This is a genomic window from Streptomyces sp. NPDC042336, assembly GCF_055581985.1.
This window is the reverse complement of sequence record NZ_JBVJEA010000001.1, coordinates 485284-498093: the sequence shown is the minus strand read 5'-3', so window position 1 is coordinate 498093 and position 12810 is coordinate 485284. Positions and strand designations below refer to the sequence as shown.

Below are 12810 nucleotides of genomic sequence, written 5' to 3'. Positions count from 1 at the left end.
GCTGCTGCGCTCCGGCGGGCCCCTCTCGTGGGCCTGCGGCGTGTTACCGCTTGTCGACCAGCTTCCAGGCGGTCGGCAGGACGCCCATCGCCAGCGCGGCCTTCAGCGCGTCGCCGATCAGGAACGGGGTGAGGCCGGCCGCGACGGCGGCGGTGAGGGACATGTCGGCGGCGAGGGCCAGGTAGGGCACGCCGACGGCGTAGATGATCGCCTCGCCCAGCAGCATGGTGCCGGCCGTGCGCAGCACCGAGCGGTCGGCGCCGCGGCGGGCCAGGGCGCCGACGACCGCGGCGGCGAGCAGCATGCCGAAGACGTAGCCGAGGGAGGGGGCCGCGGTGCCGGAGCCGCCCTCCGCGAACCACGGCATGCCCGCCATGCCGACCAGGGCGTACAGCGCGAGGGAGAGCAGGCCGCGGCGGGCGCCGAGCGCGGTGCCGACGAGCAGTGCCGCGAAGGTCTGGCCGGTCACCGGCACCGGGGAGCCGGGCACGGGCACCGCGATCTGGGCCGCGACGCCGGTGAGCACGGCGCCGCCCGCCACGAGCGCGACGTCCCGGACTCGGGAGGAGGGGATGAGGTCGGCGAGGACCTGCCCGGAGCGGCGGGCGGATACGGCAGCGGTGCTCATGGGGACTCCGCGGTGGTGTGGACATGTCGGGACACCGCGACGCTATCCCAGCGGCCGGGGCCGATCACCAGCAGCGCTCGACAAAGGCCAGCTCGTCGGCTTGGTGGGCTCCCGACAAAGGGCGCGCCTTACACCTGGGCTCGGGTGACACCGGTCACCGAGGGGGTGAGGCGGGCGTCACCCGTAAACGGAACCCCGCATTCGGATGATCACGTTCCGTATCCGGTCCGTCCGTATCGTGGGCATCCGCTGTCGCCGGGCGGCGCGAGACCGGAAACTGTGGGCGCTTTTGCCCTGCCCACGTCCCCCCACGCATTGGACGAGCCGCTCCATGTCCAACAGCACCACCACCGAGGCGCCCCGGCAGCCGGTGGACTCCTCCCTCTCCCACGGCCTCAAGCAGCGCCACCTGTCGATGATCGCCCTCGGCGGGGTGATCGGCGCCGGGCTGTTCGTCGGCTCCGGGGCCGGCATCGCCGCCGCCGGGCCCTCGATCGTGGTCGCCTACACCCTCTCCGGTCTCCTCGTGATGCTGGTGATGCGGATGCTGGGCGAGATGTCCGCCGCGTATCCCTCCTCGGGCTCCTTCTCCGCGCACGCCGAGCGGGCGATCGGACCGTGGGCCGGTTTCACGGCGGGCTGGGCGTTCTGGGTGCTGCTGTGCACGGCCGTCGGCCTGGAGGGCATCGGTGCCGCGCAGATCGTGCACGGCTGGCTGCCGGGCACGCCCGAGTGGGCGTGGGTGGCGCTGTTCATGGTGGTGTTCTGCGGGACGAACCTGGCCGCGGTGAAGAACTTCGGCGAGTTCGAGTTCTGGTTCGCCGCCCTCAAGGTCGGTGCGATCTCGCTGTTCCTGGTGCTGGGCGTGCTGGCGATCTGCGGCGTCCTGCCGGGCACCGACTCCCCCGGCGCCTCCCACCTGGACGACTTCCTGCCGAACGGCGGCAACGGCCTGATCATCGGCCTGCTCGCATCCGTGTTCGCCTACGGCGGCCTGGAGACGGTCACCATCGCGGCGGCCGAGTCGGAGAACCCGGTCAAGGGCGTGGCGAGCGCCGTACAGACGGCGATGTGGCGCATCGCGCTGTTCTACATCGGCTCGATGGCGGTCATCGTGACCCTGGTCCCGTGGGACTCCCCCGAGGTCGTCGAGAAGGGCCCGTACGTCGCCGCCCTCGACGAGCTGGGCATCCCGGGCGCGGGCCAGCTCATGAACGTCGTGGTGCTGGTGGCGCTGCTGAGCGCGATGAACGCCAACATCTACGGCGCCTCGCGCATCGGCTACTCGCTGGTCGAGCGGGGCCAGGGACCGAAGGTGCTGGGCCGGGTGTCGGGCGGGGTGCCGCGGATCGCGGTGCTGGTCTCCTCCCTCTTCGGCTTCGGCTGCGTCCTGCTCAGCTACTGGCGGCCGGACGACGTCTTCTCCTGGCTGCTGAACATGATCGGCGCCGTCATCCTGGTCGTCTGGATCTTCATCGCCGCCTCGCAGCTGCGGCTGCGCCGCCGCCTGGAGCGGGAGGCGCCCGAGAAGCTGGTCGTGCGCATGTGGGGCTTCCCGTGGCTGACCTGGGTGGCGCTGGCGGGCATGGCCGCGGTGTTCGTGCTGATGGCCCGTGAGCCGGACACCCGGGTGCAGCTGTACTCGACGGGCGGGATGACGCTGGCCCTGGCGGCCGTCGGCTACGCCCGGCAGCGACGGGGAGCCGCCCGCGGCTAGCTCCCGGCGCACGGACCGACCCGAGGGCCCCCGCACGGACGTGTGCGGGGGCCCTTCCGTGTGCGCCGGACCGCGCCCCTCCACTCCTCCGAAGGCTCTTGCTGCTAGCGTGCACTTGCAAGCCTTTTGCAATAAGAGGTCGGAGGGGACCCGCCATGCCCGTCTACACGCTTCCTGAACTGCCGTACGACTACTCCGCGCTGGCTCCCGTGATCAGCCCCGAGATCATCGAGCTGCACCACGACAAGCACCACGCCGCTTACGTCAAGGGCGCCAACGACACGCTGGAGCAGCTCGCCGAGGCGCGGGACAAGGAGACGTGGGGCTCGATCAACGGCCTGGAGAAGAACCTGGCCTTCCATCTCTCCGGTCACATCCTGCACTCGATCTACTGGCACAACATGACCGGTGACGGCGGCGGAGAGCCCCTGGCCGAGGACGGCGTGGGCGAGCTGGCCGACGCGATCACCGAGTCCTTCGGCTCCTTCGCCGGATTCAAGGCGCAGCTCACCAAGGCCGCCGCGACCACCCAGGGCTCGGGCTGGGGCGTGCTGGCCCACGAGCCCCTGAGCGGCCGGCTGATCGTCGAGCAGATCTACGACCACCAGGGCAACGTCGGCCAGGGCTCCACCCCGATCCTGGTCTTCGACGCCTGGGAGCACGCCTTCTACCTCCAGTACAGGAACCAGAAGGTCGACTTCATCGACGCCATGTGGGCCGTCGTCAACTGGCAGGACGTGGCCAGGCGCTACGCGGCCGCCAAGTCCCGCACCGGCACCCTGCTGCTGGCCCCCTGAGCGCCGGCCCCCGATCGCCCTGCCTCGTGATCGTCTTCTCAGCCTTCACCGGGCAGGCGGAATGAGGGAAGCCCCCGCGAGGACGTGACTCGCGGGGGCTTCCTGTGCGCGGGGGACCTACAGGTTGCTGAAGTCCGGGCCCTTGGTGCGGGTCCGCTTGATCTCGTAGAAGCCCGGCACGGAGGCCACGGCGAGGGTGCCGTCCCAGAGCTTGGCGGCGTCCTCGCCCTTGGGGGCCGGGGTGACGACCGGGCCGAAGAAGGCGAGCTGCCCGCCGTCGGCGCCGGGCACGGCGATCACCGGGGTGCCGACCTCCTGGCCGACCTTGTCAATGCCCTCCTTGTGGGAGGCGCGCAGCTGGGGCTCGTAGGGGGTGTCGTCCCAGTGGTCCATGAGCGACTCGGGCAGGCCGACGTCCTTCAGGGCGGCGGCGACCGTGTCCCGGCCCGGGCCCTCGTCCTGGTTGTGGATGCGGGTGCCGAGCGCGGTGTAGAGGTCGCCGAGCACCTCGGGGCCGTGCTCCTCCTGGGCCGCGATGACGACGCGGACCGGGCCCCAGGCCTTGACCTCCAGCATCTCGCGGTACTCCGCGGGCAGCTCGTCGAGCTTGTCCTCGTTGAGGACGGCGAGACTCATGAGGTGCCAGCGGACCTCGATGTCCCTGACCTTCTCCACTTCCAGGACCCAGCGGGAGGTCATCCAGGCCCAGGGGCACAGGGGGTCGAACCAGAAGTCGACGGGCGTCTTCTCCGACATGTCTCTCCTCATGAGGCGGCGCGATCGGGCCTTTCTCCCGGCAACCGGCTTCCCGGCCCACCCATTCCCGGCTGCCGGGCGTCAGGGGTGCATGGCAGGATCGGTGCTGTCCGCATACTGAACACCACGTGACACCGCCTGTACCGAACACCATCCGAGGGAGTGCCGCCCGTGCCCGGTGAGAATCTGTCCCGCGACGAGGCCCGGGAGCGGGCCGCCCTGCTGTCCGTCGACGGGTACGACGTGTCCCTCGACGTGCGCTCGGCCGTCGGTGACGCGCAGGGCGAGGGGCCGCGCACGTTCCGGTCCGTCACCACGATCCGCTTCCGCTGCAACGAGCCCGGCGCGAGCAGCTTCGCCGACCTGATCGCCCCGAGTGTCACCGCCGTCTCCCTGAACGGCCGCGACCTCGACCCGAGCGAGGTCTTCGACGGCTCCCGGATCGCCCTGGAGGACCTGGCCGCCGACAACGAGCTGGTGGTCGACGCCCAGTGCGCGTACTCCCGCACCGGCGAGGGCCTGCACCGCTTCGTCGACCCCGAGGACGGCGAGGTGTACCTGTACACCCAGTACGAGCCGGCCGACTCGCGCCGGGTCTTCGCGGGCTTCGAGCAGCCCGACCTCAAGGCGCCCTTCCGCTTCGAGGTGCGCGCGCCCGAGGAGTGGACGGTGTGGTCCAACGGCGCGGGTGAGCGCGCCGACGGTGTGTGGCGGTTCGCGGAGACCAAGCCGATCTCGACGTACATCACGTGTGTGGTGGCCGGTCCGTACCACTACGTGACGGATTCCTACGAGCGGACCTTCGAGGACGGCACCCGGCTGGAGATCCCGCTCGGCGCCCTGTGCCGCAAGGGGCTCGCCCCGCACTTCGACGCCGACGACGTCTTCCTGATCACCAAGCAGGGCCTGGACTTCTTCCACGACCACTTCGACTACCCCTACCCCTTCGGGAAGTACGACCAGGCCTTCGTGCCCGAGTACAACCTCGGCGCGATGGAGAACCCGGGGATGGTGACCTTCCGGGAGGAGTACATCTTCCGCGGGAAGGTGACGCGGGCGTCGTACGAGGGCCGTGCCAACACGATCCTGCACGAGATGGCGCACATGTGGTTCGGCGACCTGGTCACCATGGAGTGGTGGGACGACCTGTGGCTGAAGGAGTCCTTCGCGGACTTCATGGGCGCGTTCGCCAACGTCAACGCGACCCGGTTCAAGGACGCCTGGATCACCTTCGCCAACCGCCGCAAGGCCTGGGCGTACCGCGCCGACCAGCTCCCCTCCACCCACCCGATCACGGCCGACATCCGTGACCTGGAGGACGCCAAGCTCAACTTCGACGGCATCACCTACGCCAAGGGCGCCTCCGCGCTCAAGCAGCTGGTGGCGTACGTCGGGCAGGACGCGTTCCTGGAGGGCGCGCGGCGCTACTTCAAGCGTCACGCGTACGGCAACACCCGCCTGGGCGACCTGCTGTCCGTCCTCGAGGAGACCAGTGGGCGGGACATGGCCGCCTGGTCGCGCTCCTGGCTCCAGACGGCGGGCGTCAACTCGCTGACCCCGCAGGTGCTGCTGAGCGCCGAGGGCCGCGTGGACGAGCTGGCGGTCGTGCAGGAGGCGGTCGAGTCGCACCCCGAACTGCGCCCGCACCGCGTCGCGGTGGGCCTGTACCGGCGTACGGCCGAGGGCGCCTTGGAGCGGTACGCACGCGCCGAGGTGGACGTCGAGGGGCCGCGCACGGTGGTGGCGGAGCTGGCCGGTGCCCAGGCGCCGGAGCTGGTCCTGGTGAACGACGACGACCTCACGTACTGCAAGACGCGCTTCGACGACACCTCGCTGGCGACGCTGCGCGAGCACCTGGGCGCGCTGACCGACCCGCTGGCCCGTGCCCTGTGCTGGTCGGCGCTGTGGAACATGACGCGGGACGCGCTGCTGCCGGCCCGGGACTTCGCGGAGCTGGTGCTGCGGTTCGCGGGGCGCGAGTCCGACATCGGCGTCCTGCAGATGCTGCACGCCTGGACCGACTCGGCGCTGGTGCACTACGCCGCCCCCGAGTGGCGGGAGACGGGCGGGCGGCTGCTCGCCGAGGGTGCGCTGCGCGAGCTGCGGGACGCGGCGCCGGGCAGCGAGCAGCAGCTGGCGTGGGCGCGGTTCTTCGCGTCGGTGGCGTCCGAGGAGGCGGACCTGGCGGTGCTCCGGGGTCTGCTGGAGGGCACGGAGAAGATCGACGGGCTGGACGTGGACCAGGAGCTGCGGTGGGTCTTCCTCGCCCCGCTCGCGGCCCACGGCGCGGCCGACGAGGGCGTCCTGGCGGCCGAACTGGCCCGCGACGACACGGCCTCCGGCAAGCGGCACCAGGTGCGCTGCCTGGCCTCGCGGCCCTCCGACGTGGTCAAGGCGCAGGCCTGGGCGCAGGTCGTCGAGTCGGACAAGCTGTCCAACGCCCTCGTCGAGGCGACCATCGCCGGCTTCGCGCAGCCCTCGCAGCGGGAGCTGCTCGCGCCGTACACCGAGAAGTACTTCGCGGCGATCGAGCGGGTGTGGGCCGAGCGGTCCATCCAGATCGGGATGGACGTGGTCCGGGGCCTGTTCCCGTCGCTGCGGGACTCCCAGGAGACGCTGGACGCGACCGACGCGTGGCTGTCGGCGCACGAGGACGCGGCGCCGGCGCTGCGCAGGCTGGTGCTGGAGGCGCGGGACGATCTGGCGCGGGCCCTGCGGGCGCAGGCTTGTGACGGGGCCTGCGGCGGGCGGTGAGCGGTGGGGCTCGGCGTGACATGAGCACTGCCGCCTTGGCCAACGATTGAGCGTTCCGTCGTCGTTACGGAATTCGGTCAAGAGCAGCCGTAACCCCTGGTCCCACCCATTCGGACCAGGGGTTTTCGGCATCCGAACACCCGTCCTTCAGGGCGGCCCTGTCCCGGTTCGGCGATGGGCGTGTAACAGGGGTTAAGGGGCGGATCGGGCGCGGGAGATTGCCGGTCATGACGCACAACACCCCGCTCACCCCGCGCCCCCGCCCGCTCCACGAACTGGCCGGCGGCCGGCGCCGGCTGATGACGGCCGCCCAGCTGCGGGCGCACGGTGTCTCCGTCGCGGAGACCAACGAGCAGTGCCGGCCCGGCGGCCCCTGGCAGCAGCTCCTCCCGAACGTCGTCCTGCTGCACCCGGGTCCGCCGACCAGCGACGAGCGCCTGCACGCGGTGCTGCTCTACGCGGCGCGGGACCGCGCCTCCGGTGCGGCACCCGGCGTGAGCGCCTCCGTGCCGGTCCAGCCGGGCGGGGAGCACCCACCCGTGCCGGCCTACGCGGAGGCGATGATCACCGGCCTGGCCGCGCTGACGCTGCACGGCTTCTCCGCCGCTCCCCCGCTGTCGTCCCTGGACCTCATCGACGTCCTGGTCCCGCGGCTGCGCCGGCTGCGCACGACGGGGTGTGCGCGCGTCGTCCGCACGGCCGCGCTGCCCACCGCCGTGGAGCTGACCGGGGTCCCGGTGGCACCGGTGGCCCGGGCCCTGGCGGACGCGGTGGCGGAGCTGACCGACCCGGGCACGGTCCGCCGGCTTCTGACGGAGGCGGTGCGCGGCGGGCACTGCGAACCGGCCGCGGTGGTGCGGGAGCTGAACCGGGCCCGGCTGCTCAGCCGCCCGCACGTGGTGGACGCCGTGGACTCGCTGGTCGCCGAGGGGCGGGCGCTGGCCGAGCAGCGGCTGTACCGGATGGTGCGCGAGCACGCCCTGCCCGAGCCGGTCTGGAACGTCGACCTGCGCCTGCCCGGCGGCCCCCACCTGGGCGGCGTGGACGCCTTCTGGCCCGAGCAGGCGGTGGCCCTGGAGCTGGACACCCGGGCGCACCGGCAGCACGAGGACGACGCCGCCTGGGCGGAGCACGCCCGCAAGCGCGAGCACCTGGAGCGGCTGGGGATCACGGTCGTGCACCTGACCCCGCGCAAGCTGCGGGACTGCCCGGAGCACCAGGCGGCCGTCGTGCGCACGGCTCTGATGGCGGCCGGGGACCGGGAACCCGCGGCCTACGTCGTGGTGTTGCCCCGGTAGGTCCCGCTCACCGGGCGCAGAACTCGGCCTCGATCACCGCCTCGGCGTCGCCGGCCCAGTCGCCGTTGAAGTTGAAGGCGAGCGCGTGCCTGCCGTCCCGGGTCGTCACCGCCTCCGAGGAGGAGCCGTGGATGCCCCCGGCGTGCCCCCAGACCGTCACTCCGCAGTCCAGCCGGCGCTTGATCAGGCCGAGTCCGTAGTCGGCGCCCTCCCGCGCGGGGACCGTGGTCGTCATCTCGGCCAGCTGCTTCGCGGGCAGCAGCCTGCCCCGGAACAGGGCGGTGTAGAAGCGGTTCAGGTCGGCCGAGCTGGAGACCGCCTCGCCCGACGCGCCGGCGATGGACGGGTTGAGCCGCGTGACGTCGTACGTCGGGCCGGTCGCCGTCGGCGCCAGCTTGGAGTAGGCCCGGCTGCTGGGCTCGGGCAGGCCGGTGCGGGTGCCCGGGATGGAGGTGGCGCGCAGCCCCAGCGGCTCGATGATCCGGCGGCGCACCTCATCGCCGTACGGGCGGCCGGTGGCCTCCTCGATCACCAGGCCGGCCAGGACGTAGTTGGTGTTGGAGTAGTTCCAGGAGGCGCCGGATACGAAGTCCGGCTCGTGGGCCATGGCGATCGCGACCAGCTCACGCGGTGTCACCGTGTCGTAGCGGTGCTCGAAGAAGCCGTCCTTGAGGAAGTGGTCACGGGCGAATCCCTTGTCGGCCGTGTAGTCGTAGACGCCGCTGGTGTGGTTGAGGAGCCGGCGCAGGGTGATCCGGCCGCCGTCGTGGCCGTGGCCCGTGACCAGGCCCGGCAGCCACTCGTCCACCGTGTCGTCGAGCGAGAGCCGGCCCTCGGCCTCCAGTTGGAGCAGCACGGTGGCGACGAAGGTCTTGGTGATGCTGCCGACCCGGTAGCGGTCCCGCTCGGAGCGCGGCTCGCCGGTGCGCAGGTCGCCCACTCCCGCGGTCTGGGACCAGGTGCCGCGGCCGTCGCGGGCGGTCGCCGTGACCCCCGGCACTCCGTCCTCGACGGCGGCCTGGAGGGCGCGGCGGGTCGCGTCGTGGCCGTCGGTGGCGGCGGGCGCGGCCACGGCGGGGCCCGCGAGGGCCGCCGACAGGGCCAGGGCGGTGGCCGCGAGCAGGGCGGAACGTACGCGTACGGTCATGTCTTCCCCATCCTCGGTACTGCTCGGTCCCGGGAGAGACCGCACCGACCGCATGAGGGTTGCCATGGTCCGCGACGGTTGAACAGGATTCGGCCCCATTTCACCCGCACCGGTGCCGTACGGGCCATGGGATTGTCACGGCCCGCCCCTTGTGTCCCCGATGGCGTATGGCGGAAGTACGCCATGCCCTCTTCTCGCCCCGGACAACTCTCCCCAATCAGTGATCCCTTGAGTAAAGCTGAGCGGTCGTCCGGGATCGGATTCCGGACTGCCTCGGCCAGGGTCGATCGGCCTCGGTCGTACCGCTCGTTCCTTCACCCCAAGGGATGCCGATGACCAACAGCCCCCAGCGCGAACCGATACCGGGCGCGAGACGCGCGGCCCGCCTGGCCGTCGCCACGGGCCTCGTCGCCGCGCTCGCCGCGATCGGGCCCGTGCCCGTGGCCCTCGCCGCCGACGGCCCGGTGACGACCGCGCCTCCCGTCGACGCCTCCGTCAAGTCCGCCCACGACAAGCTCGGTTCCCACGACGCGGACCTGCTCGCCGAGGCGAAGGCCGACGGCGCGAAGAACATCACGATGATGGTCGCCACCGCGCCGGGCCGGACCGAGCAGGTGGCGAAGGAGCTGGACGCGGTCGACGGCGGCAGCGTCGGCCGCACCTACGACAAGTTGGGCTACGTCCGTGCCACCGTGCCCACCGCCGAGGCGGACTCGGCCATCGCCGCCGCCGTGAAGCTCTCCTCGGTGAACGGCATCGACCTGCGCGACGAGATCCCGCTGGACGACCCGACGCCGAGCGCGGACATGGCCGAGGGCGCCTCGCACCAGGGCCGTTCCTATCCGGCGCCGAACCGCTCGACCCCGGCCGAGAACCCGTACAACCCGTCCTTCGAGACGGGCGCCGTCGACTTCGTGAAGAAGAACCCGAAGTCGGACGGGCGCGGCGTCACCATCGGCATCCTCGACTCGGGCGTCGACCTCGCCCATCCGGCGCTGCAGAAGACCACCACCGGCGAGCGCAAGATCGTCGACTGGGTCACCGCCACCGACCCGGTCGCCGACGCCGACCGCACCTGGCGCCCGATGACCACCTCCGTCTCCGGGCCGGCCTTCACCTACGACGGCCGCACCTGGACGGCGCCCGCCGGCTCCTACCGGGTCAGCACCTTCCTGGAGTCGTACACCACCGGCGGTGACGCCAAGGGCGACGCCAACCGGGACGGCGACACCACCGACTCCTGGGGCGTCCTGTACGACGCGCAGGCCGGCACGGTCCGTGTCGACCTGAACAACAACCACGACTTCTCCGACGACACCCCGATGAAGCCCTACAAGGACGGCTTCCAGGTCGGGTACTTCGGCACCGACGACCCCACGACGGACGTGGCCGAGCGCCAGCCCTTCGTGGTCGAGATCCGCAAGGACGTCACCTACAACGCCGCGGGCGCCAAGGCCGACTTCGTCAACATCGGCGTCATCGAGTCCGAGCACGGCACGCACGTCGCCGGACTCGCCGCCGCCAACGGGCTGTTCGGCGGCAAGATGGACGGCGCCGCGCCCGGCGCGAAGATCGTCTCCTCCCGCGCCTGCACCTGGAGCGGCGGCTGCACCAACGTCGCGCTCACCGAGGGCATGGCGGACCTCGTCATCAACCGCGGCGTCGACATCGTCAACATGTCGATCGGCGGCCTGCCCGCCCTCAACGACGGTGCCAACGCGCGCGCCCTGCTGTACACCCGCCTCATCGACACCTACGGCGTGCAGCTGGTCATCTCCGCGGGCAACTCCGGCCCCGGCGCCAACACCATCGGCGACCCCGGCCTCGCCGACAAGGTGATCTCGGTCGGCGCGTCCATCTCCCGCGAGACCTGGGCCGCCAACTACGGCTCCGCGGTGCAGACCAAGTACGCGATGATGCCGTTCTCCTCGCGCGGCCCACGTGAGGACGGCGGCTTCACACCGACGCTGACCGCGCCCGGCGCGGCGGTCAACTCCATCCAGACCTGGATGCCCGGCGCCCCGGTCCCGGAGGCGGGCTACGACCTGCCCGCCGGTTACGGCATGCTCCAGGGCACCTCGATGGCGTCGCCGCAGGCCGCCGGCGCCTCGGCGCTGCTGCTGTCGGCGGCGAAGCAGGCCCGCATCGACCTGACCCCGGCGAAGCTGCGGACGGCGCTGACCTCCACCGCCGACCACATCAAGGGCGCGCAGGCGTACGAGGAGGGCGCGGGCCTGATCGACGTCCCCGACGCCTGGAAGGCGGTCCGGCGCGGCGCCACCGCCCACGAGTACACGGTCGAGGCGCCGGTCGACACCGCGATCGACCAGGCCCTGGCGACCCCGGGCCGCGGCACCGGCCTCTACGACCGCGAGGGCGGCCTGAAGGCCGGGCAGAAGAAGACGTACGAGATCACGCTCACCCGCACCACCGGCGCCGACCGGCCGGTCCGGCACGAGCTGGACCTCGAGAACAACGCGGAACACACCTTCCGGATCGCCGGACGGGACGAGGTGTACCTGCCGCTGAACAAGCCGGTCACGGTCAAGGTCGAGGCACGGCCGGGTTCCGCCGGTCTCAAGAGCGCGATCCTGGAGGTCGACGACCCGCGCACCCAGGGCGTCGACAAGCAGGTCCTGACCACGGTCGTCGTCTCGGCCCCGCTGAAGTACGACTTCTCCGCGAAGGGCTCGGTGCAGCGCAACGCCACCAGGTCCTACTTCGTGACCGTCCCCGAGGGCGCGAAGGCGCTGGAGGTGGCGATCGGCGGGCTCAAGGGCGGGAGCCAGACCCGGTTCATCTCCCTGCATCCCTACGGCGTCCCGGTCGACAACACCTCCACGCCGTACTGCTACAACAACTACCTCGACGGCAACGGCTGCCGCCCCGACGTGCGGGCGTACGCCGACCCGCAGCCCGGCGTCTGGGAGGTCGAGGTCGAGGCCCGGCGCACCTCGCCGCTCCTGGACAACCCCTACCAGCTCGACGTCACCGTGCTCGGCGCGTCCTTCGACCCGGAGGTCGTCACCGTGCCCGAGGCCAAGGCCGGCACCCCGGCCGACGCCTCCTGGACGGTGACCAACCGGTACGCCCCGCTCGACGGCAAGCTGGTCGGCGGCCCGCTCGGCTCCTCCGAGACGTCCCGTCCGACGATCGAGCAGGGTGACACGGCCACCTCCACGATCGAGGTGCCCGAGGGCGCCGAGTCGCTGGACGTCGCCATCGGGGGCGTCTCCGACGCGGCCGCCGACCTGGACCTGACGGTCTACGGCGAGGACGGCGCCGTCGTCGCCCAGTCCGCCGACGGCGACTCGGAGGAGTCGGTCTCCGTCGCGAAGCCGGCCGCCGGTACGTACACCGTCGAGGTCGCGGGCTACTCGGTGCCCTCCGGCAGCACTCAGTACGACTACCGGGACGTGTACTTCGCCGACACCCTCGGCTCCGTCACCGTGGACGGCTCGGCGCCGGTGAAGCTCGGCACCGGCGACTCGGCGACGGTCTCCGGCAGCGTCACGGCCCTGGCCGCCGCCCCCGAGGGCCGCGAGTTCTTCGGCCGGGTCCGGCTGGTCAACGCCCACGGCACGGTCGCGGGCCTCGGCAGCGTGCGGATCGGGAAGGTCGTGCCGTAGTCCGGTGCGGTACGGGGAGGGGCGGGCGTGCCGGGTCGGGCGTCCGTCCCTTCCGCGTGCTCCTCGCTGTGCTGCTCGGTGTGC

8 protein-coding genes are annotated in these 12810 nt (G+C 71.9%); 5 read left to right on the top strand and 3 right to left on the bottom strand.

The features are described 5' to 3' along the window. Window positions 1-43: 43 nt before the first annotated feature. Window positions 44-628 carry a biotin transporter BioY gene (locus tag ACZ6IM_RS02390; RefSeq protein ID WP_052838137.1) on the bottom strand — a complete coding sequence of 195 codons (585 nt, stop codon included), beginning with the start codon at window positions 626-628 and terminating at the stop codon, window positions 44-46. Between the two features lie 331 nt (window positions 629-959). Here ACZ6IM_RS02390 and ACZ6IM_RS02385 point away from each other — a divergent pair, with 331 nt between their 5' ends. Together ACZ6IM_RS02385 and ACZ6IM_RS02380 are read left to right on the top strand one after the other, a co-directional pair. Next, a complete protein-coding gene (locus tag ACZ6IM_RS02385) occupies window positions 960-2345 on the top strand; it encodes an amino acid permease (protein ID WP_469553896.1) in 1386 nt (461 codons plus the stop codon). 155 nt (window positions 2346-2500) lie between these two features. Beyond that, window positions 2501-3142, top strand: coding sequence for a superoxide dismutase (locus tag ACZ6IM_RS02380; protein ID WP_052838135.1), 642 nt, complete (start codon window positions 2501-2503; stop codon window positions 3140-3142). Window positions 3143-3259: 117 nt separating this feature from the next. On the opposite strand, the gene ACZ6IM_RS02375 is transcribed toward ACZ6IM_RS02380, so the two are convergent. After that, window positions 3260-3898: a mycothiol-dependent nitroreductase Rv2466c family protein gene (locus tag ACZ6IM_RS02375; protein WP_052838134.1), complete on the bottom strand. Its 639-nt coding sequence runs from the start codon at window positions 3896-3898 to the stop codon at window positions 3260-3262. A 171-nt stretch (window positions 3899-4069) separates the two neighbouring features. Here ACZ6IM_RS02375 and pepN point away from each other — a divergent pair, with 171 nt between their 5' ends. Further along, window positions 4070-6652 carry an aminopeptidase N gene (gene pepN, locus ACZ6IM_RS02370; protein WP_052838133.1) on the top strand — a complete coding sequence of 861 codons (2583 nt, stop codon included), beginning with the start codon at window positions 4070-4072 and terminating at the stop codon, window positions 6650-6652. 227 nt (window positions 6653-6879) lie between these two features. Next, complete coding sequence (locus ACZ6IM_RS02365) at window positions 6880-7950, top strand: hypothetical protein (protein ID WP_052838132.1); 1071 nt, start codon at window positions 6880-6882, stop codon at window positions 7948-7950. Between the two features lie 7 nt (window positions 7951-7957). Here the strand turns inward: ACZ6IM_RS02365 and ACZ6IM_RS02360 are convergent, their stop codons facing one another. Next, window positions 7958-9097: a serine hydrolase domain-containing protein gene (locus ACZ6IM_RS02360; RefSeq protein ID WP_469553893.1), complete on the bottom strand. Its 1140-nt coding sequence runs from the start codon at window positions 9095-9097 to the stop codon at window positions 7958-7960. A gap of 332 nt (window positions 9098-9429) precedes the next feature. On the opposite strand from ACZ6IM_RS02360, the gene ACZ6IM_RS02355 reads away from it, so the two are divergent. Further along, window positions 9430-12726, top strand: a complete 3297-nt coding sequence (locus ACZ6IM_RS02355; protein ID WP_469553892.1) for a S8 family serine peptidase — start codon at window positions 9430-9432, stop codon at window positions 12724-12726. Window positions 12727-12810 lie beyond the last annotated feature (84 nt).

Excerpts from the sequence above, each read along its gene's own strand:
- ACZ6IM_RS02365 (WP_052838132.1), top strand. The coding sequence starts at position 6,880 with ATGACGCACAACACCCCGCTCACCCCGCGCCCCCGCCCGCTCCACGAA.
- ACZ6IM_RS02380 (WP_052838135.1), top strand. The coding sequence starts at position 2,501 with ATGCCCGTCTACACGCTTCCTGAACTGCCGTACGACTACTCCGCGCTG.
- ACZ6IM_RS02390 (WP_052838137.1), bottom strand. The coding sequence starts at position 628 with ATGAGCACCGCTGCCGTATCCGCCCGCCGCTCCGGGCAGGTCCTCGCC.
- ACZ6IM_RS02355 (WP_469553892.1), top strand. The coding sequence starts at position 9,430 with ATGACCAACAGCCCCCAGCGCGAACCGATACCGGGCGCGAGACGCGCG.
- ACZ6IM_RS02385 (WP_469553896.1), top strand. The coding sequence starts at position 960 with ATGTCCAACAGCACCACCACCGAGGCGCCCCGGCAGCCGGTGGACTCC.
- ACZ6IM_RS02375 (WP_052838134.1), bottom strand. The coding sequence starts at position 3,898 with ATGTCGGAGAAGACGCCCGTCGACTTCTGGTTCGACCCCCTGTGCCCC.
- ACZ6IM_RS02360 (WP_469553893.1), bottom strand. The coding sequence starts at position 9,097 with ATGACCGTACGCGTACGTTCCGCCCTGCTCGCGGCCACCGCCCTGGCC.